The organism is Marinicellulosiphila megalodicopiae (genome assembly GCF_045862395.1).
GTDB lineage: Bacteria > Pseudomonadota > Gammaproteobacteria > Pseudomonadales > Natronospirillaceae > Marinicellulosiphila > Marinicellulosiphila megalodicopiae.
The window spans coordinates 3,132,990-3,152,872 of the sequence record NZ_AP023087.1 but is presented as its reverse complement, the minus strand read 5'-3'; the positions used below and the strand labels follow the sequence as shown (position 1 = coordinate 3,152,872).

At 36.9% G+C, this 19,883-nt stretch carries 23 protein-coding genes; 12 read left to right on the top strand and 11 right to left on the bottom strand.

What is annotated here, in order from left to right; genetic code table 11:
* The first annotated feature begins 63 nt into the window (after positions 1–63).
* Together TYM08_RS13630 and TYM08_RS13625 are read left to right on the top strand one after the other, a co-directional pair.
* Complete coding sequence (locus tag TYM08_RS13630) at positions 64–561, top strand: FKBP-type peptidyl-prolyl cis-trans isomerase (protein ID WP_422379698.1); 498 nt, start codon at positions 64–66, stop codon at positions 559–561.
* A gap of 85 nt (positions 562–646) precedes the next feature.
* Positions 647–1,120: a GNAT family N-acetyltransferase gene (locus tag TYM08_RS13625; protein WP_422379697.1), complete on the top strand. Its 474-nt coding sequence runs from the start codon at positions 647–649 to the stop codon at positions 1,118–1,120.
* A gap of 21 nt (positions 1,121–1,141) precedes the next feature.
* Here the strand turns inward: TYM08_RS13625 and TYM08_RS13620 are convergent, their stop codons facing one another.
* Positions 1,142–1,759 (bottom strand): helix-turn-helix transcriptional regulator, encoded by a 618-nt coding sequence (locus TYM08_RS13620; protein WP_422379696.1) that lies wholly within the window; start codon positions 1,757–1,759, stop codon positions 1,142–1,144.
* Positions 1,760–1,906: 147 nt separating this feature from the next.
* Here TYM08_RS13620 and TYM08_RS13615 point away from each other — a divergent pair, with 147 nt between their 5' ends.
* The 3 genes from TYM08_RS13615 to TYM08_RS13605 all read left to right on the top strand — a co-directional run bounded on the left by TYM08_RS13615 (position 1,907) and on the right by TYM08_RS13605 (position 4,234).
* Entirely contained in the window at positions 1,907–2,500 is a 594-nt protein-coding gene (locus TYM08_RS13615; RefSeq protein ID WP_422379695.1) for an NAD(P)H-dependent oxidoreductase, read from the top strand.
* A 28-nt stretch (positions 2,501–2,528) separates the two neighbouring features.
* On the top strand, positions 2,529–3,146 hold the full coding sequence (locus TYM08_RS13610; protein WP_422379694.1) for a fumarylacetoacetate hydrolase family protein: 618 nt from the start codon (positions 2,529–2,531) through the stop codon (positions 3,144–3,146).
* 107 nt (positions 3,147–3,253) lie between these two features.
* On the top strand, positions 3,254–4,234 hold the full coding sequence (locus tag TYM08_RS13605; protein ID WP_422379693.1) for an IS1595 family transposase: 981 nt from the start codon (positions 3,254–3,256) through the stop codon (positions 4,232–4,234).
* A 63-nt stretch (positions 4,235–4,297) separates the two neighbouring features.
* Here the strand turns inward: TYM08_RS13605 and TYM08_RS13600 are convergent, their stop codons facing one another.
* The 5 genes from TYM08_RS13600 to TYM08_RS13580 form a co-directional block, all read right to left on the bottom strand.
* Positions 4,298–4,873, bottom strand: coding sequence for a hypothetical protein (locus TYM08_RS13600; protein WP_422379692.1), 576 nt, complete (start codon positions 4,871–4,873; stop codon positions 4,298–4,300).
* 65 nt (positions 4,874–4,938) lie between these two features.
* A complete protein-coding gene (locus TYM08_RS13595) occupies positions 4,939–5,505 on the bottom strand; it encodes a histidine phosphatase family protein (RefSeq protein ID WP_422379691.1) in 567 nt (188 codons plus the stop codon).
* Positions 5,477–6,499, bottom strand: coding sequence for a nicotinate-nucleotide--dimethylbenzimidazole phosphoribosyltransferase (gene cobT, locus TYM08_RS13590; protein WP_422379690.1), 1,023 nt, complete (start codon positions 6,497–6,499; stop codon positions 5,477–5,479). The genes TYM08_RS13595 and cobT overlap by 29 nt, the downstream gene beginning before the upstream one ends.
* Positions 6,496–6,945 carry a methylglyoxal synthase gene (locus tag TYM08_RS13585; RefSeq protein ID WP_422379689.1) on the bottom strand — a complete coding sequence of 150 codons (450 nt, stop codon included), beginning with the start codon at positions 6,943–6,945 and terminating at the stop codon, positions 6,496–6,498. Before TYM08_RS13585 ends, cobT begins: the two co-directional genes overlap by 4 nt.
* Before the next feature lie 3 nt (positions 6,946–6,948).
* Entirely contained in the window at positions 6,949–7,608 is a 660-nt protein-coding gene (locus tag TYM08_RS13580) for an alpha/beta hydrolase (RefSeq protein WP_422379688.1), read from the bottom strand.
* A gap of 142 nt (positions 7,609–7,750) precedes the next feature.
* Between TYM08_RS13580 and TYM08_RS13575 the strand changes: the two genes are divergently transcribed.
* A complete protein-coding gene (locus TYM08_RS13575; protein WP_422379687.1) occupies positions 7,751–9,976 on the top strand; it encodes a CHASE2 domain-containing protein in 2,226 nt (741 codons plus the stop codon).
* Positions 9,977–10,151: 175 nt separating this feature from the next.
* Here TYM08_RS13575 and TYM08_RS13570 read toward each other — a convergent pair whose 3' ends face one another.
* Both TYM08_RS13570 and TYM08_RS13565 read right to left on the bottom strand, forming a co-directional pair.
* Positions 10,152–10,985 carry an HDOD domain-containing protein gene (locus TYM08_RS13570; protein ID WP_422379686.1) on the bottom strand — a complete coding sequence of 278 codons (834 nt, stop codon included), beginning with the start codon at positions 10,983–10,985 and terminating at the stop codon, positions 10,152–10,154.
* A gap of 81 nt (positions 10,986–11,066) precedes the next feature.
* The gene (locus TYM08_RS13565; RefSeq protein WP_422379685.1) at positions 11,067–11,948 is read right to left on the bottom strand and encodes a YgfZ/GcvT domain-containing protein; all 882 of its coding nucleotides are present in this window, start codon (positions 11,946–11,948) and stop codon (positions 11,067–11,069) included.
* 70 nt (positions 11,949–12,018) lie between these two features.
* Here TYM08_RS13565 and TYM08_RS13560 point away from each other — a divergent pair, with 70 nt between their 5' ends.
* The 5 genes from TYM08_RS13560 to TYM08_RS13540 all read left to right on the top strand — a co-directional run bounded on the left by TYM08_RS13560 (position 12,019) and on the right by TYM08_RS13540 (position 14,083).
* A complete protein-coding gene (locus TYM08_RS13560) occupies positions 12,019–12,273 on the top strand; it encodes a succinate dehydrogenase assembly factor 2 (RefSeq protein ID WP_422379684.1) in 255 nt (84 codons plus the stop codon).
* A 1-nt stretch (position 12,274) separates the two neighbouring features.
* On the top strand, positions 12,275–12,685 hold the full coding sequence (locus TYM08_RS13555; protein WP_422379683.1) for a hypothetical protein: 411 nt from the start codon (positions 12,275–12,277) through the stop codon (positions 12,683–12,685).
* 22 nt (positions 12,686–12,707) lie between these two features.
* Positions 12,708–13,055, top strand: a complete 348-nt coding sequence (locus TYM08_RS13550; RefSeq protein ID WP_422379682.1) for a DUF2185 domain-containing protein — start codon at positions 12,708–12,710, stop codon at positions 13,053–13,055.
* Positions 13,056–13,131: 76 nt separating this feature from the next.
* Entirely contained in the window at positions 13,132–13,752 is a 621-nt protein-coding gene (locus tag TYM08_RS13545; RefSeq protein ID WP_422379681.1) for a riboflavin synthase subunit alpha, read from the top strand.
* A gap of 28 nt (positions 13,753–13,780) precedes the next feature.
* Positions 13,781–14,083, top strand: coding sequence for a hypothetical protein (locus TYM08_RS13540; RefSeq protein WP_422379680.1), 303 nt, complete (start codon positions 13,781–13,783; stop codon positions 14,081–14,083).
* A 102-nt stretch (positions 14,084–14,185) separates the two neighbouring features.
* Here the strand turns inward: TYM08_RS13540 and kdsA are convergent, their stop codons facing one another.
* Positions 14,186–15,034: a 3-deoxy-8-phosphooctulonate synthase gene (gene kdsA, locus TYM08_RS13535; RefSeq protein WP_422379679.1), complete on the bottom strand. Its 849-nt coding sequence runs from the start codon at positions 15,032–15,034 to the stop codon at positions 14,186–14,188.
* Between the two features lie 62 nt (positions 15,035–15,096).
* Between kdsA and dinG the strand changes: the two genes are divergently transcribed.
* The gene (gene dinG, locus TYM08_RS13530; RefSeq protein ID WP_422379678.1) at positions 15,097–17,211 is read left to right on the top strand and encodes an ATP-dependent DNA helicase DinG; all 2,115 of its coding nucleotides are present in this window, start codon (positions 15,097–15,099) and stop codon (positions 17,209–17,211) included.
* 95 nt (positions 17,212–17,306) lie between these two features.
* Here the strand turns inward: dinG and TYM08_RS13525 are convergent, their stop codons facing one another.
* Positions 17,307–19,232, bottom strand: coding sequence for a DNA topoisomerase III (locus tag TYM08_RS13525; protein WP_422379677.1), 1,926 nt, complete (start codon positions 19,230–19,232; stop codon positions 17,307–17,309).
* 179 nt (positions 19,233–19,411) lie between these two features.
* Positions 19,412–19,834 (bottom strand): flagellar protein FlaG, encoded by a 423-nt coding sequence (locus tag TYM08_RS13520; RefSeq protein ID WP_422379676.1) that lies wholly within the window; start codon positions 19,832–19,834, stop codon positions 19,412–19,414.
* Positions 19,835–19,883 lie beyond the last annotated feature (49 nt).

Genomic DNA, 19,883 nt, shown 5'->3' with positions numbered 1-19,883 from the left:
GATGCAATAACATGATCTAACTATTAATTGAAAAAATAAATGTAAATATAGAGAGCAATAAAAATGAACATCGAACAAAACAGCGTAGTAAGTTTTCACTTTGAATTAAAAAACAAAGCAGGCGAAGTCGTACAATCATCAGATAAAAATCAACCGGTTTTATATCTTCAAGGTTCTGCAGGAATGTTACCTGGTGTAGTGGAAGCGTTATTAGGTAAAAAAGCAGGGGACAAATTAGAATTGTCATTAACACCAGAACAAGGATTTGGTGATATTCAACCAGATGCTATTCAGCGAGTTCCTGCTAAAAAATGTTTCTACAAAGGCAAAGCAATTAAAGGAAAATTACCAGCTGGAACCATTATTGATTTTGCAACAGAGCACGGCCCAAGAGAAGTCACGATTGTAAAAGTCGGTTTAAAAAGCATTGATGTTGATTTAAACCATCCGTTTGCTGGTCAAGAATTAGATATGAGTGTCGACATTGTAGATGTGCGTGCAGCAACTGAAGATGAAAAATCTCACGGTCATGCACACGGTGCAGGCGGTCATAACCACTAGTAGCTACTGGTTAAGATAAATTGAAAAAACAGCGATTATTATCGCTGTTTTTTTGTTAACAATTAATTTGTGAGAGTCATAAAATATGGAATTTAAAATAAGACAAGCAAATCGACAAGATTTAATTGAATTAGCACAGGTGCATAAACAGGTGTTCACACGCCAGCAACTTTCTTTTGAATGGTTAGAATGTAATTTAAATGCCTTCCCACGATGTTTGTTTTACGTAGTTGAAATAAATGACGAGATAATCGGATTTATTATTTGGTCACAAAAAAGTGGGTTCAGACCAGAGGCAATATTAGATTTAGAACAAATAGCGATTTTAACGGATTATCAAGGCCAAGGTTTAGGAGCAAAGCTGATTGAAGAATCATTAGTATTAGTTAAGCAGCAATTAGCTAAACAAGATTCAATACTTAAACACATTACCGTTTCAACAAGAGCCGATAATCAAGCACAACGATTGTATAAGAAAGTGTTGGGCGCTGAAATTGAAGCTACCATTAAAAATTTATACTCTGCCGATGAAGTGTTTATGATTGCTCGAAACGTATAACGGGTGACGGTTTATTTAAAGCTAAACCTTATCAACCTCATAAACACAACGCATCTGTCCCGCAATAATATGTTCACTGCGTTTAACCTGCGCCAAATCTTCAAACAATTCTTGAAATATGGATAATTCAGAGCGACAAAAATTCTGGCAATGTTGCGCGGCATGGCAAATAGGGCAGTGATGTTCTATTAATAAATAACCCGTTTCAGATTTTTCAACGGTGGCCATATAACCTTCGTCTGTTCTTAACTTAGCCAGTTTATCTAATTTACTTTTTATGGTTTTTTGTTTGTCTAGTACTTTTTTATAACTGTCTAATGCTTGGTTTTCTCGGTGTTCAATTAATGTATCTAGCCCTTTTTGACCAAAAACCGCTTCAACAGAATCTATTAACTGTACGGTTAATATTTCGTGTCGATCTTCAAAGTGCTCGTTACTTTTTTGAGTCAAATTCCAAAAGCGAGTCGGGCGACCTCGGCCCATGGATTTGTCTTCAAATTCAATTAATTCGTCTTCTTCTAAATTATGTAAATGCTGGCGTACGCCCATAGTGGTGAGCTTAAGTTGTTCAGCAAAATCTTTTAATGTGAGTTTGCCGTGCTTTTTGAGTAAAGCCAGAATCTGTTCATGTGTTTTCATAATTTAATCAGCATTAATTGAATGGCTGTATTATGGTTTGTTTTGAAATTAAGTAAAGTTTTTTGTTGACTTAAAATGGTTTGTTGATAATCTAATAAATAAATAAAAAACATTACTTAATAAATAAAAACAAAAAAGAGACCCAGCATGAATTTAGTTATCATCAGCGCAAGTCAGCAAAAACAATCAAACAGCAAATTAGTCGCACAAGTTTTACAAGATCGAGCGCAACACTATTCGAATATCAGTCATATTGAATTACAAACCTTAAACTTACCGTTTTATTCCCCTGATATTGATGACATGTCGTTTTATTGCGCAAATTGGAGTGATATTAACGAACAGTTAAATAACGCGGATGCCTTTGTCATGGTGACACCAGAATGGAACGGAACCGCCTCACCGATGTTAAAAAACTTCTTATATTATTTGGATAGCGCACATAGCGCTAACAAACCTGTGTGTCTAGTCTCGGTGGTGTTTGGTATAAATGGCGCATACCCCATTGCTGAATTAAAATCCAATGCATTTAAAAACAATAAATTGGTGCCCATCCCCGATCATTTGATTATTCGTGAAGTGAATCAGTTTTTAGAGGATGTAAAAACGGGGGATTCTAACCATTCTTTAATCGCGAGAGTGGATTACAGTTTAGAAATGTTGTATCAATATGCACAGGCTTTAAAACCCGTGCAAAAATTAGCACATACTTATTCAAGTTCGTTTGGTCAAGGTATGTAATATGGCCAATTAATAAAGGGTGGTAATTATGAATACTGTTAAGTTTAAAAATAAACTCGTGATCCCTTCAAAGGTGATATGCATTGGTCGCAATTATGTTGGTCATATTAAAGAGTTAAATAACGAAATGCCCAGCGAGCCCGTGATATTTATTAAACCCAACTCCGCTGTCACGCAAACCTTAAGTGCGCAACAAGGTAATGACAACCATGCCATTCATTATGAGGCGGAATTGTCGCTTTTAATTGAAAACGGAAGGTTTGTAGCAGTCAGTGCAGGTCTAGATTTAACTAAACGTGACGTTCAATCCCAATTAAAAGTAAAAGGACTGCCCTGGGAGCGATCAAAATCCTTTGATGGTGCCGCTGTATTTAGTGAGTTTGTGGAGTTTAATAATATTGAAGATTTAAGTTTGTTGTTGAGTATAAACGGACAAATCACGCAACAAGCCAATTTTGATTTAATGATTCACAAACCGGAAGCATTATTAAATGATGTTACCTCAGTATTCAGTGTTGAAGATTTTGATATTTTAATGACAGGTACACCAAAAGGGGTGGGTGTGGTAAATTTAGGGGATCGATTTGAGTTAAAAATATTAGAAGCAAACGAGTTATTGATATTATTTGAAACGGTTGCTGAATAATTAATGACAACTGAATAAAAAAGGCTATGTTTTAAATTGTTGTGGCAGGATGCAAAATCATAATGCTGATCTAAGCTGAGATTTATACACCCACAATGACATAGCCTATGAATCCACAGCATTTTCAAAACATACTTAAGCAGGTAAGCAAGCTCGATCCTGTTCAAAAACAAACTCTATCCACCGCTTTAGTTGCACAAGAAAATCCCATTCTTACACGACTGTCTAAAGAAGTGATCACCCACTCAAAATGCATTCATTGTCAAAGTAACCGCTTGCGAAAATACGGTTTTAGTAATGGCAGACAGCGATTTTTTTGCAACGAATGTCGCAAAAGTTTTGTGTGCACTCGAGGCAGTGCTTATTTTTATCAGCACAAACCTGAGCTTTGGCAAAAATACTTAGAGCACATGCTTGACCAAGATAGCATTCGGCGTTGCGCAAAAGATTTAAATATTTGTGTGACCACCTCTTTTAATTGGCGTCATCGTTTTATGAATGCTACTCAAAACACCTATGAATCAAGGCTTGAAGGTGTTATTGAAGCAGATGAAACGTATTTTCGAGAATCTAAAAAAGGCGAGCGAAACTTAAACCGACCTGCAAGGCAGCGAGGATCTAAAGCATCCACCCCTGGCATTAATCAGCACGATTGGGTGGCAGTGTTAACCGCTAAAGATCGAAATCATCATGAATTTGATCAAATATTAACCCATGTAAATGGCGCTGAAATCAATCAATGTTTAGGCTGCAAAATTGCCGACGAATCTGTTTTATGTACCGATGGGCAGCCGGCTTATAATCAAATTTGTAAAGAACATCATTTGCATCATGTGGTGATAACCAACAATCAAACACAGCAAAGTTTGTATCATATTCAAAATATCAATAATTATCACAGTCAGTTAAAGCGTTGGTATTTGAAGATGCATGGAGTGGCCAGTAAGTATTTAGCGAAGTATTTGGGTTGGTTTAGAATGCTGGACTGGCACAAATATCAGACCTTTTCTAGCGACATTAAGAGCGAAAGCGAAAAACTGTTTGAATTCAAACTGTTACAGGTGCAGCAACATAAATTTGAAACATAGCCATAAAAAAACCTCAAACATGTTAGGTGTATGAGGTTTTTTTATGAAACATTAATTAATCAATTAAAGGCCCATATCTAATTTCAAACCGAAACTAAAACCAGTACCAAAATCCGAATGAAAGTTAACGGGTAATGTTGAATAAAAATCCGCACCAAATGCATCGGTTTCAAATAAATTTAACGCCACTTCGGTTGTTAAGCCAATTCGAAATGCTCGAGTAGTTTCAGGAGTGTAGCCTGTTTGCGCACTATTAACCGTGTAACTGGTGCTGTTGTAGGTAACGATACTTGGCCCTGCTGAAAACGTGAGCTCTTTGTTTTGTAACTTAGTTGTAAATGGAATGACAGCATTTATGTATATAAAGTTTTTATCATCATCGACATAGTCTGCTAATTCAGCGGGGGATGCAGAAGCACTTAAATTTACATCCGGATCGTTACCTATGGTCGCGCCTCCCTCAATTACCACAGCCATTGCACCTAAGTCGGCTTTATAACTTGCTGCTAATAACGGATTACTTACCGTGCCTTTTTCGCCACCTTTAAAAATACTCATATAACCTGTTCGAAGCGATACTTCATTGGCCATTAATGAACCAGAACATAATAATAAAGCAGTGGAAATAAGGAATTTCATAAATAACTCACTATAGGAAAATAATTACAGTTAATTCTAAACCAGCGCAATAAAAAAACAATCGATTATTGGTCAGAATGAGTACTGGATTTTGAGTTTATGTGATAAACATGGCCGTGTTCAATTTTTAGATGAGTCGACTGTTCAAAATTTAATCCACCTAACTGGTTATAGGCCGATCGAATAGTGCCGCCGTGAGTAATCACTACTGCTTGGTTTGGCAGTTTATCAAACCCTAATTTGGTACGTTGGTAAAATGTTAAACAACTTTCTCCATTTGGAATTTGGTAATTTAAAACATCATTTGCCCAATCATCAATTTGAGAGCGGTCGATATCATTCCACGATTTAATTTGCCAATCGCCAAAATCCATCTCTAGCAGCTCATCAATCACAATCACATGTCGACATAATGCTTTAGCTAAAACAAGGCAGCGCTTTGCAGGACTTGAGTAAATACAGGTTAGGTTTGGATAGACTTTTTGAAGTGCTTTAACGGTTTGTTCAAAATCTAAGGAATCCAAAGGCACGTCCATCTGTCCATAACAAACAGACGGATCGGCTACCTTGGTATGACGAATAAACGTCAAACGTTGTGTCGTGTTATGCGTCTTTGTTGCTGACTTGTGCATCGTCAAAGCTTGCCATGTTATTTAAAAAACTTGCTGCAGATTGCACTATTGGAATCGCAAGTACAGCCCCAGTGCCTTCGCCTAGGCGTAAACCTAAATCTAAAAGCGGCGTCACTTGCATAAAATCAAGCATCTTTTTATGGCCGTTTTCGTTTGAGCAATGGGCAAAAATCATATTTTGTTTACTTTCAGGTTGCATTTGCATGGCAACTAAAGCGGCGGCACTGGCGATAAATCCGTCAATCATTACAGGGGTGTTGTTTTCATAACAGCATAAAATGGCGCCGACCATGCCAGCAATTTCAAATCCGCCTAAACATTGTAAAATTTCAATGCCGGTTTTAGCCTCAGCATGTAATACCAGTGCTTGTTTGATCACTTCGTTTTTACGCTTGATGCCTTGTGCATCACTGCCAGTTCCCATTCCCGTACATTGCTCAACATCCAGATCTGTAATTTTTGCCATTAACGCTGCGGCCGTGGTGGTATTACCAATGCCCATTTCGCCAAGGCTAATTAAATTTGCACCTTCTTTAATTTGCAGGCTGATAAGTTTATGACCGATGTTTAATGCTTTTTTGCATTGCTCTTCAGTCATGGCTTGAGTTTGACTGAAATCTTCTGTGCCTTTAGCAATGGGTTTGTTGATTAGCATTTTGTGAGTGATGTTTTCATCAAAATGTTTTACGCCCATATTCACCACTTGCATGGCGATTAATTGAACATCACAAAATGCATTAATGGCCGCGCCTTGGTTTAAAAAATTGCCCACCATCTGTGCTGATACTTCTTGTGGAAACGCATTCACGTTTTGTGAGCATATGCCGTGATCACCTGCAAATACAGTGTGAAACGGCGCATCGACTTTAGGTTTGTCTGTGTTTTGAATCACCGCAAGTTGCAAGGCTATAGTTTCTAAAACACCTAGTGAACCAAGGGGTTTGGTTTTATTGTCGATGATTGATTGTATTTTGGTTTTAAATTCTGTTTTCATGATTGTTCTGCAGGTGTCTTTCGTGAAGTGTATTGGCTGTAATCAGGCTGTTTGATTTCATAAGATGTATCTTGTAATAACGTAGAGTGAATCATTAAATCAGCAGATGAAACCGTACAAGCCAGGGGAATATTCCAAACGGCGGCTAAGCGTAATAAAGCTTTAATGTCAGGGTCGTGAGGCAAAGACTCTAAAGGGTCCCAAAAGAAAATCAGCATGTTGATTTCACCTTGACTGATAGCTGCACCAATTTGCTGATCGCCACCTAAAGGGCCGCTTAAATAACGATGCACTTTTTGACCAATGGCCTCTTCAATCAATCGACCCGTTGTACCAGTGCCAAATAAGTTAAAGGTTTTGAATTTGTCTTGATGGGTTTTTACCCACTCAATCATTTCTGCTTTTTTATTGTCATGGGCAACCATGGCGACATTAATCTGTTTCATGTTTTAGCCTTTAAAAAACTGTTGAATATGGGTGCGAATATCATTTAATTGCTCAGGGCACACTGTGTGCTCCATCGTATAACTTTGTAATGTCACATTATAATTACGATCTTTTAATTTCGATAATGCTTGTTCGCCAAGCAAAAATGGCACAACTGGATCAATGGTTCCGTGTTGAATCACAATGGGGATATTTTTGTTTGCGGGGAGGATGTTGATGGTGTCGCTAGTAGCAAAATACGTTGATAACGCCATTAATCCTGCAAGGGGTTTATCAAAACTTAATGCCGTTTCATAAGCGACCGCACCCCCTTGAGAAAACCCCACTAACAAAATATTTTCACTTGCCATGCCGTCATCAATCAGTTTATTGATAATCGACTTAATGCCTTCTGAAGATTTTAATATTTGCTCATGATCAATTTTACGATCAAGGCTCATCTCATAAATGTCATACCACGCAGGCATGACCATACCCCCATTTACGGTTACTGGAATTTGAGGAGCATGTGGGAATATAAAGTGAATATCATCAAAGTTGTCTAACTGTAATTCTTTAGCAATTGGCAACCATCCATTTCCAGAATCACCAAGACCGTGTAACCAGATAATCGCGTATTTTGCTTTTGCGGGTTGGATTTGAGCGTACTGAAGATCTGACATAGTGCCTGCCTATAAATTCTAAGTATTAAAGGCCGCGCAGTATACCAAGACTGATCTAGACTCTATATAGGTGGTTGTTAAAAACACAGATAATCTTAGTTAAAAATTAAAAAATTCTAACGATATTAAAGGGTGTTAAAGCATGTTCTCAAGCAAAAAATTGGTTCGAAGCGTTGCGTTAAGCGCCTGTTTAATTGTGACATTTGCATTGAGTTATGTGCAATTTGATACCATTTCAGGGGACGCTGGATTATTTAAACGATTAGAATATTTAATGTATGACACACGTTTTAATTTGTCTTTAGCGCTAAAACCAAAATTTGAAAACCCGCATAATATTATCATTGTAGATATTGATGAAACCAGTTTGCTAAAGGAGGGGCGCTGGCCTTGGAGTCGAGATAAAGTTGCATTGATGATTGATCAACTAGCAAATGCAGGGGCATTAGTGGTGACATTTGACGTCTTGTTTTCTGAAAAACAAATCAATCCAACGGATCGATTAATTGAAGTGCTTAATAAAAATGATCAACCCAATATAGCCGATCAATTAACCCAGTTTAGATCTCAGACAGATTACGATTTAGCGTTGTCAGAGGCCATGAGTCAAATTGATGTGGTATTAAGTATTTTGTTCGGTGAGGATGAGGCTTTTGAAGTAGGGCAATTGCCAATGTCATTAATTATCAATGAGCAGATTGATGTCAGTCGTTTAATGTTACGCAACGCCCATGGTTTTACTTCAAACTTACCTGTATTAATGGATTCGGCAATTGGTGCTGGTTTTTTTGTGCCTTCAGTAGATACAGATGGAATCATTCGATCTGTTCCATTAATTCAAAAATATAACGATAAAGTATACCCAAGTTTGGCTCTAGCAACGGGTATGGCCTATTACGTGATTGAAGACATCAGTATAAATTCTGCACGATTAAATCAATTCACTGACATCGTACAATCTATAGGTTTTGTTGATCAAACCATTAAAACCGGTGCGATTGGTGATGTATTGGTGCCATTTGCAGGGCCGCAAAAAACCTATCCGTATATTTCGGCAAGTAAAGTATTAACCGGCGAAGGGTTAGAGCAATTTGAAAATTCCATTGTGTTTGTGGGGACATCAGCAGTGGGGTTATCTGATTTACGAAGCACACCTGTGGGCACGCAATATCCTGGAGTCGAAGTGCATGCCAATTTATTAGATGGACTATTAAGTGATCACTTTCCTTATACCCCTGATTTATCAGGAAAGTTAATGGCGTTGATCATGGTGATTATTGGTTTGGTGTTCTCAATTTGGTTACATCGTTTTGGTGCAATGAATATTTTAGGGTTAACCGTTGCAATGATTTTATTGCATTTTGGTAGTAACTTTTATTTTTGGCATTATTACGCATTGAATTTGCCTATGGCGGTTCCATTAATTTTGTTAATGAGTTTGGGGGTGGTGAATTTTATAGAAGGCTATGTAAAAGAAGGGCAGTCTAAAAAGAAAATATCCAATATGTTTGGTCAATATGTACCCCAAGCGCACATTGAAAAAATGCTGAGTTCCCAAGGGGAATATGGGTTTGATGGAGAGAATAAAGTGCTTACTGTATTGTTTTTGGATATTCGATCGTTCACTACCATTTCAGAACAACTAAGCGCGACCCAATTAAAGAATCTTTTAAATGATTTTTTCACACCCATAACAGAAATTATTTTTAACAATCAAGGCACCATTGATAAATACGTAGGGGACATGGTGATGGCATTTTGGGGAGCGCCGATTGATGATGATCGCCATGCATTAAATGCTGTGCATGGTGCGATGGCTATGCAAGAAATGGTGATTCAATTAAAACCTGAGTTTGATGCAAAGGGCTATCCCGATGTACAAATTGGTATTGGTCTAAATACGGGGCCTATGAATGTCGGCGACATGGGATCGAGTTTTAGACGCGCTTATACAGTGCTTGGGGACTCGGTTAATTTAGGTTCGCGCTTAGAAAGTTTAACTAAATTTTACGGCGCTCAAATTATTATAGGGCCGGATACCTATGAACAAACCAAAGACACCTATGCCTGTCGATTAATAGATAAAATTCAAGTGAAGGGTAAAGACGAGCCCATTGTGTGTTACGAGCCTGTTTGTTTATTACAAAACTGTACAGCTGAATTACAAACAGAGTTAGATGATTATCATCATGCTTATCAGTTGTATTGCACTAAACAATGGGGTGAGGCTGAAATTGAATTAACTAAATTAGAAAAAAACGGAACCCGTGCATTTTTGTATCGCTTATATTTAGAGCGAATTGTTGAATTAAAAGAACAAGACTTGGAAGACGCTTGGGACGGAACGTACCGACATACGAGTAAATAATCAATCACGCCTAAAAAAGTTACGTGAGTGCCTTAATAATTTAATATGTTATTGATTTTTTGAAATTCAAAAAAAAATCAGGATCTTATTAGGATACTGATTTTTATGTTTTTGAAAATGAAAGCAGAGAATGAAAGGGAAGAGTGAAGGAAGAAAGTAAAGGGATAAAATGTATCTAGTGGAATACACCTGAACTACTTTGAGCTTCTTCGAGTATTTTTTCAATACTTGGGTCGTTTCGGTCATCACTGATATTGAGCAATTTAAATGATTGAACTGTCGTCCAATCGATTTCAGACCAAGGGTGATCTTGATCTTTATAATGAATCAAACTTGCTACTTTAATAATGTCTGCATAATTGACCGTGTCGTGTTGGTCGTCCATTAATTGATAAGCCGTTGGAAGTGAAATTAATTCTGGAGAGAAATCCCACTTTTTTAAGATCACTTCGCCAAGCTCACCATGTAATTTATTTATTAAATTATCCAAAGTGATGCCATCAGAAATTAAATCTTCATGCTCTTCTGCATAAGTTAAAATTGGTAATGCGCCAAGTTGATGTACCAGTGCAGCTAATGTAATTTCTTCAATGGGAATACTTTTGACTTTTTGAGCAATGACGTGGCTGATGGTTGCAATTTGTGAGGTGTTATCCCAAATACTTCTTAGGCGTGTATCTATGATGTCGGTTGTGGCTTGAAACATTTGTTCCATTGCCAGCCCTATTGCTAAGTTGGCGGTATAATTCATACCTAAGCGACTGATTGCCATGTTTAAATCTTTTACTTCAGTAGGAGCGCGTAAAAGCGGGCTATTGGTCACTCGAATGATTCTTGCAGTTAATGATGCATCTGTAGATATAATTTTCACTAAATCGGCGATGCAAGCGTCTTCGTCTTCGGCAACATCACGAACCCTTAATGACACTTCAGGTAATGTCGGCAACGTAAGTTGGTCCTTTTCTATTGCACTGATGATGTCGTCGCGGACGGTTTGAGTAATGTTCATGCTTTGCCTCATGTGTGGGCTTATGCCAATGCATAAGCCAAAATATACGATTACACTCTAAGCAAAATAATTCACATTACTTTATTCAGAGACCTCATAAGGTAAGTCTAGCAGTTCCAGAGAATTTTCAAGTTTATCTTCAAAGAAGAATTGTTCATTATTTGTGGCGCTGATTAATGCTTGTGTGCTGCTGCTGTTAACCACTTTGCCTATGGCTTTATTCTCAGAGTTAACAATAATCGTACCGGCAGTTACGCGCTCTGGAACAGCGACACGGTGCATACGCTTTTTACTTTTACCTTTATAGTGCAAGCGGGCGATGATTTCTTGTCCGGTGTAGCAGCCTTTTTTAAAATCCACGGCATCTATTAAATCAAGATTGAGCATTTGTGCGACAAATTCGCCAATGTTCTCGAAGCTTAACCAGGCAATGCCCGCTTCGATGCTTTGGTCCAACCATATATCAGTTTGATACGTTGCATCAGACTCAATGGTTTCGAAAATACTGTCGTATTGATCATTTAAAGGGTTAATCCAGCACTGAATCTGTTGATCGTTTTGTTTGATCCAGACACCTTTTGCGTTTTTAACAACATTGCATTGATCAAAGTTTGGTAAAAATCGACATTGAATTACATCACCTTGCAGACCAATACCATGAAAGTTGCGTTGTTCATCACTTAAAGTGACTTTAAAAAAAGCCGCGTATTTTTTTAAATGGGTTAAACAATGCTCAATAATGTCTTTACTCATTTGTAATAAAAACCCATCTTCAATGGCGATGGCGTTAAAAGTGCCGTAAACACGGCCTTTAGCGTCTGAAAAGCTGCCCAGTTTTTGTTGGCCAATTTCAAAATTGTTAAATTGGCAACTAGATTGACCTTGTAGGAATTTTTTACTGTCCGGGCCGATCACAGATAAAAAACTAAGATGTTCAATGGCGCTGTATTGTAATTGCTTCATAAAGTTAACTATTAAATTAGGACGATAGGCTTTATTATACGCGCCTTTGAATTAGCTCTAAAGAAAGATTATGGTCGCCCAAGAAAAATTAAATAAATTATTTTGGCATTCTCGCCGAGGAATGTTGGAATTAGACTTATTATTAGTTCCTTTTGTGCAAGAACACTACGCACATATTGATGAAATCAACCAAGCAAGATACGACGCGTTGATTACCGAAGAAGATCAAGATCTATTTGCTTGGTTAATGAAGCGAGACCCTGCGACAACTGATGAACATCAAATTATCATCAATTTGATTTTAGAGAAAATGAACGTTAAATAAGATGTTTGAGCCGTTAATTATTCACACTAAAAAAAGTCAAAAACGCATTGTGTTCTTAGCCGTGCTTCTTGTGTTTATAGCTGGAATATTGTGGATAAGTGCCGCTGGTTTCTTATTAAAAATAGTATTTAGCATTTTTTTATTAGGGGTTGGCCTTTATTTATTTTGGTTTGAAACGAAACCAGTTCAAATTGAGTGGAAATTATTAGAAGACATTCAATTAATTACTGGAAAATCGAAAAATCCTTATAAATTAAGAAGTTGCATTCTTACAAGTTGGTATTGCGTTTGGATATTAAGTTGTGAAAGTGGCGGCAGTAAAAAAATACACCTATGGTTTGATCAGTTAGACGAGCAAAAAGCTTGGCAACTCAGACGAAATATACAAGCGTGGAAAGAAAAAAGCCCTTGAAACTCTGATTAAAGCAAGTAAAATGCGCGACCCTTTTTTTGATTTTGGCTGCCCTATGAATGTTTTAAGTGCTCACTTATGTTTAGTTTCTAGTTTGATTGTGAGTGAAAGGCCAATGCCAATACGATTTTTTTATAAAGAAAACCCAAGTCACCAGAACGATACGGGTTTTAGATTCTACTCAGGACTAGAAAGTGATGACTTTTTACAAACCGATGAAGCAGCCTGTGTTGCACCGTTAGATTGTATGATTCGAGTGGACCCAACTATTCAATCATTAATTGAACAATCAAATGTTGGGAGTGTTTGGGAGCGTCTTCCAAATACCAATGATTGGTCAGAAGTCTTGGATTATCAAATTCCAGCTTAAAAAGATAATTGTTCAACTTGATTTTTTATTTTGAACAGTTGCATATTTTGCAGATTAATTATTAAAAGGCAGCAAGATGTTCACAGGTATTGTTCAAGGTAAAGCAGTAGTCAATAGCGTAAATGTTAATAACGGCATTATGCGTCTTGTGGTTAAGCTACCAACAGATTCAATATTGGGTCTGCAAGTAGGTGCTAGTGTTGCCATTAACGGATGTTGTTTAACCGTAGTGGATACTTCTGATTTTCCAAATGTGCCCTTTGATGTGATTGACGAAACTTTAAATATTACCAATTTAGGTAATGTTAAAGTAGGCGATGAAGTCAATTTTGAACGCTCGGCAAAAGTCGGGGATGAAATTGGCGGTCATACGGTTTCAGGTCATGTAAGCGGTCTTGCAATCATTAGTGATATTCAAACGAATCAAGATAATATTCGAATGCGTTTTAATGTGGATGTCAAGTTTGCTCAGTATATTTTTAATAAAGGTTTTGCGGCGTTGGATGGCTGTTCATTAACGTTATGTGATGTCATCGATAATCAATTTAGTGTCAGTTTTATTCCAGAAACATTACAATCTACCATTTTTTCAAATCGATTTATTGGTAAGCAAGTTAATTTTGAAGTGGATCCGACAACTCAATCTACTGTTGATACTATTAAGCGATTAATGCCTCAAATGCTTAAAGTCGTATAATTTTTTTGTATAAACGAGAAATAAATATATGAAAAGAATAATCATGCACTTATTTGCATTTCTTTTATTAGGGGTTGCAGTTTTTCATCTTGCACGATTTATCATATTAAATGATATCAATTTAATTCAAATTCAAGTGATTGATTTTGAATGGGTAAATGCGCTTTATATTTGCCTTGCCACCATAGCCGCTGCTTTTATTACGTTTGTGTTTTTTATTTCGTTTAATCCCTTAAATAAAATTTGGTTTTATGTTGTTTACCCAATCATGATGTTTGTACTTATTGCATTTGTTTTTTACCAAATTCCCTACGTTAATTCTTTTAACTAACAATAATAGAATTTTGAAACGTGAATTCCTTTAATTATAAAGACAAAAAAAGGCAGAAGTAGTTATCTACTCTGCCTTTTTGTTTGCAAAAATTATGGATTTTTATTCAGAAGTATCAATATCTTCCATGGATTTAACGCAATCATCTAATTGTTTTAGTTGACGTAAAAATGGCTCTAACTTAGCAATTGGCAATGCACAGGGGCCATCGCATAGTGCGTTTTTAGGATCTGGATGAGACTCTAAAAATAAACCTCCAATTTTCTGACTGATGCCTGCTCTTGCTAACTCTGTTACCGCTTTGCGACGACCATCAGCTGACGTGGCACGGCCACCTGGTTTTTGTAATGCGTGTGTCACATCAAAAATTACAGGATATTCAAATTCTTTCATGATGCCAAAACCCAGCATGTCGACCACTAAGTTGTTATAGCCAAAGCTTGATCCGCGTTCACATAAAATTAATTTATCGTTTCCGGCTTCTTCAAATTTTTGCAAAATATGCTGCATTTCATGGGGGGCTAAAAACTGTGCTTTTTTAATGTTGATCACAGCTTGCGTTTTAGCCATGGCTTCAACAAGATCAGTTTGGCGAGACAAAAATGCAGGTAACTGAATAATGTCAGCCACTTCAGCAACAGGTGCCGCTTGAAACGGTTCGTGAATGTCTGTAATCACTGGGATGTTAAATGTGTCTTTAATTTCTTGAAGGATTTTGATGCCTTCATCTAAGCCCGGTCCACGATATGAACTAATAGATGAACGGTTGGCTTTATCAAATGACGCTTTGAAAATATAAGGAATGCCAAGCTTTTGGGTAATGGTGACATAGGTTTCTGCGATACTCATTGCTAAGTCGCGAGATTCTAAAACATTCATTCCGCCAAATAGTGTGAAAGGTAAATCGTTGTTTACATCAATATTACCGACTTTTACGGTTTTTTGTGTCATGATAGCGCCCTGAAAAATAAAACATCTATATTAACTTTTTATCTGAATTTTCTCCAACTTTTATGCTACCAGAACCCGTCAAACTATCGATTCAAACCGCCTATCGTGATTTTTTAGCCAATAAATCACTGAAACCTCGTTTGGGTCAAAAACAAATGATTGCTCATATCGCGCGAGCTTTAGGAGACATTCAACTCTGTGCCGATAATATTCGTGCAAATGATGCAGGTGTCGCCGTTGTAGAAGCAGGCACCGGAACAGGTAAAACCGTTGCGTATTTGATTGGTACGATTGCCTATGCTTTAGCGCAAAAAAAGAAAGTGGTGGTTTCCACTGCAACCATTGCGTTGCAAGAACAAATTTTATTAAAAGATTTACCCGACGTAAAAACACATTCAGGTTTAAAATTTGAATATGTTTTAGCTAAAGGTCGTCGTCGTTATTTGTGTTTATTTAAATTGGATCAATTGATTCAATTACACCAAGGTGTGACTCAAAATAATGCGTTATTTGAAGATCATTTAACCATGGATGAAAAAGAGTTAAGTAAACTTAATGACATGTTATTAAAGTATGGCTCAGGCAAATGGAATGGTGAATACGAATCTTGGGAAGGAAGCATAGAAGAGCAAGAATGGTCAGACTTAACGTCTAATCATCAAGAATGTACGCGAAACCGATGCCCAATGTTTTCAAACTGTGCACTATTTAAAGCTCGTGAAAAACTCGAAGATGCCGATGTGATTGTGGCGAATCATGATTTGCTTTTAAGTGATTTATCCATGGGGGGCGGCACCATTTTAAGCTCGCCAAAAGATACCATTTATATCATTGATGAAGGTCATCATTTAGCTGAAAAAGCACTGGATCATTTTGCTGCAGAGCTTTCAATAAAAGCCACCCAAGCAAGTTTAGATCAAGCTAAAAAAATTCAAGGGAATTTGAAGCCAGTTATGGCACTTGATGACAGTTTGCATAAATTAGCCGATCCATTATTTAAAGACATTCAAATAGCATCTGAGTATATGTTGGGATTACGTTATTTATTAGAATCCATGACAGGCAATCAATATGAATCAATGACTATTCGAGTGACTAAGCAAACGTTAGAAACTGAAAGTTTGCATCATGAATTATATGATCAAATAGGTATGCTAAAAGGTGTATTTTCTAAAATTGTTTCAATTTTCGAATCGATTCAAAAAGTATTAAAAGAAAGTTTATCAGAGCAAGGAAACGACATTGCAAAAGACCACGCTGAAAGTTGGTTACCTGTAATTGGTCGTTTATTATTTAGATTTACTGCGTGCATGGAGTTGTGTTTTGCTTTTACAAAAGAAGACAAAGAAGGGCATCCTCCACAAGCGCGTTGGGTCGAAAAAGTAGTATTTAATGAATTTAATGACATGCATATAAAGTGTTCTCCAATTGTGGCAAGTGGCCTGTTAGATTATGTATTTTGGAAGCCCAGTTTTTCTGTGATATTAACCTCTGCAACCTTAACTGTTGGGCAAAAATTTGATCAAATCATTAGCCGGGCGGGTATTCCTGATTATGCTCATTTTCATCAAGTAGAAAGTCCGTTTCAGTATGATCGACAAGTTAGATTTAGTGTTCCGGATATTGCTGTTGAAGCCAATTTTGTTGAAAATCATACGGCTAGTTTAATTGAAGCTATGGAAACTATTTTAGAAAAAGACAATGCCAATTTAGTTTTGTTTTCATCAAGAAAACAAATGAACGAAGTGTTTGATGGATTAAGTGCGCAGTGGCAATCGATAATATTAAAACAAAACCAAATGCCTAAAAATCAAATCATAACCGAGCATCAAACATTAATTGATGGAGGGGGCGGCTCGACTATTTTTGGATTAGCCAGTTTTGCCGAAGGTGTCGATTTACCAGGTAAATATTTAACACATTTGATGATTGCAAAAATACCATTTTCAACCCCAGACGATCCCATTTCTGCACAACTGTCACAGTGGATAGAGGAAAATGGCGGTAATGCTTTTATGAGTATTACCGTGCCTGATGCTGCCATTCGATTAGTACAAGCCTGCGGTCGTTTGATTCGTACCGAACAAGATACGGGTTATATTTATTTAATGGATAAACGATTACAAACCAAACGATATGGCGCAACGTTAAGAGCGTCGTTGCCTAATTTTGGTTAGTTTTTGGTTATAAATCCAATAATAAAAAAGCCTCATTATTATAAATAATGAGACTTTTTTATTGGGGGAGATTTAATTTTTATCAAATAAAAATATCAAGACGCCTTGCGTTTTTTAAATCCCGATCCCGTTTTTTTCTTAAACCTTTTTACATTATTTTTCGGCCCAACAGGGTACGCTTGCTTACAAGGTTGATGACACCAAGAAACCAATTCTGTTAATTCTGTACACAATGGCCCAATAAAATCGTTGTAACTAAATTCTTTATTTTCAATTTGTTTAAGCTGAATTTCCCATTTAGCGGTTAAATCGGGTTTAGCTAAATGTTCGGGTAAATTCGCTATTAATGCTTTACCCAAATCCGTTGCGCGTATTTTATTATTGGATCGAATTAAATAGCCTCGCTTAAATAATAATTCTATTATGCTTGCGCGGGTGGCTTCTGTGCCTATTCCATCGGTTTCTTTTAATACGGATTTTAATTGTTGATCACTGACAAAACGAGATATTCCCGTTATGGCTTTTAGTAATGTTGCATCGGTAAATGGTTGGGGTGGTTGAGTGTGTTTTTCTAATACCTGGGCATCTGTACAAGTAAACTCATCATTAATGTTGATCTTTAAAATGTCAGCATCGTCTTTTTTAGTTTCAAATACACTGATGGTTTTCCAACCCATTTGCACACATTGGCTTCGTTGATGTTTAAATATTCCTTTTTGTATTTCGCATTCTATATTTTGGTGTTGGCTTTGAAATAAATCAAAAAATTGCATCGCGTACTGACGAGCAATCATTTGATAAATATTTTTTTCATGTTGCGATAGTGAAGCTGACCTTAACGATTTAACCGTGGGAATAATGCCGTGATGGGCACCAATTTTTTTGTCGTTAAAACATTTAGGTTGTTTAGTTAAATCTGCTTGTTCAAATTTTTTGCATAAGTCTTGATCAAATAAATTGATATTGTGGATAAAACTTTTGAAAACATTGTGACGTTGTTGGTAATGTTCAAAAGGTAAAAATCGATTATCCGATCGTGGATAGGTGATTAACTTATGCTTTTCATACAACGACTGACAGGTATCTAATACAGTTTGTGCTGAATATTTGAAACGTTTTGCACAGTCAATTTGTAATGCCGACAAGTTATACACTTGAGGTGCCGATTGTTGTTTAGTTTCAATTTTGTTTTTAGTAATGATTGTCGACTGATTTATGATACGACTCGCTACATTTTGTGCAAGTTTGGGATTAATGATTTGGTTTTCATCATTCATGTGGTCCTGGCAATGCTCGCTTGGCTGCCATTTAAAAATAGTATTGTTTGAATGAATATTAACATGGGCTTCCACTTCAAAATACGTGGCACTTCTGTGTTGTTCAATATCAGCATCGCGTTTTACTACTAAACCCAATATTGGCGTTTGTACTCGTCCTACAGACAATACTGTTTGCGAGCCTTGAATTTGCCCTTGTAGAGTAAAGGCACGACTTAAATTAATGCCAAACAACCAATCGGCTCGAGTGCGCGCTAGGGCGCAGGTCGATAATGATGCAAAGTTTTGATTGGGCTGTAAATTTTGTAATGACTTAGCAACGGCCGAAGCAGTCAAGTCACTGATCAAACAGCGCTGTGCTTGTTTGCGCAGGCTGTCTTTCATGGGTAAATGATGGATCACTTGGTCGACTAATAACTGGCCTTCACGATCTGGATCGCCTGCGTGAATGATTTGGGTTGTTTGTTTAACCAGCTTACGTAAAACGCTTAATTGCTTTTTGGTTTGCTGTTTTTCACTTAACTTCCACTTAACAGGCACAATAGGCAAGTGATCCATCTGCCATTTTTTATATTTTGCGTCATAAGCATCAGGCTGAGCAGACTCTAATAAATGACCCACACACCAAGAAACATGGTCAGAGTTGCCGCAGACTATAAATCCGTCCATGGTTTTATGGGGTTTAGGTAAAGCTTGTGCAATGGCTCTGGCAAGGCTTGGTTTTTCAGCAATATATAAATTCATATTAATTAAATTTGTATGGTTGTATATACAGTATATTAGTATGAGGAGTTTTTATTGCAAGGTTTGATTGCAAAAAAATACAGTTTAATCTTTAGTTTTTTAGATAATTTTAGGAATTTAATATTATTTGGCAAGGGCGAAAAAAAACCAGCAGTTGCTGGTTTTTGTATTTATAAAAATTAGACCTGTGCACTAAAAAGCTGTGGTGGATCCTGTTGGTTAAGGTGTTGAGCCAGGGTTAACGCCTCTTCGTTTGGGATCTGTCTGATCAGTTTTTCGTCAGTTGCATCGTATACTTTGATAACAGTGACACCACTTTCTTCATCTAGTTGAAAGTCTAATTTTCTTTCAAAAGTCTGTACATATTGATTCAAAGAGGCCACTGCATTTTCTAGTTCTTCTTTTTCAATTTGCTTTTCTTTTGCTTTTTCTTGTACTGATTGTTCAGTTGAGATATTCGTTTCTTTGGTATGAGTAACGTTCACATCTGCATTTGAACTGTTTGGTTTTGACTTTGCCGTATTATCTTTATCGATCGCTTGAATCTTTTCGATTTCTTGCGTTGGCAATGCTTTACCATAGTTTGTTGATACATCTGTCATATTACACCTCGATTACTTCGTTGTTCGGTTTAAATTTAGCCGCCTGTTC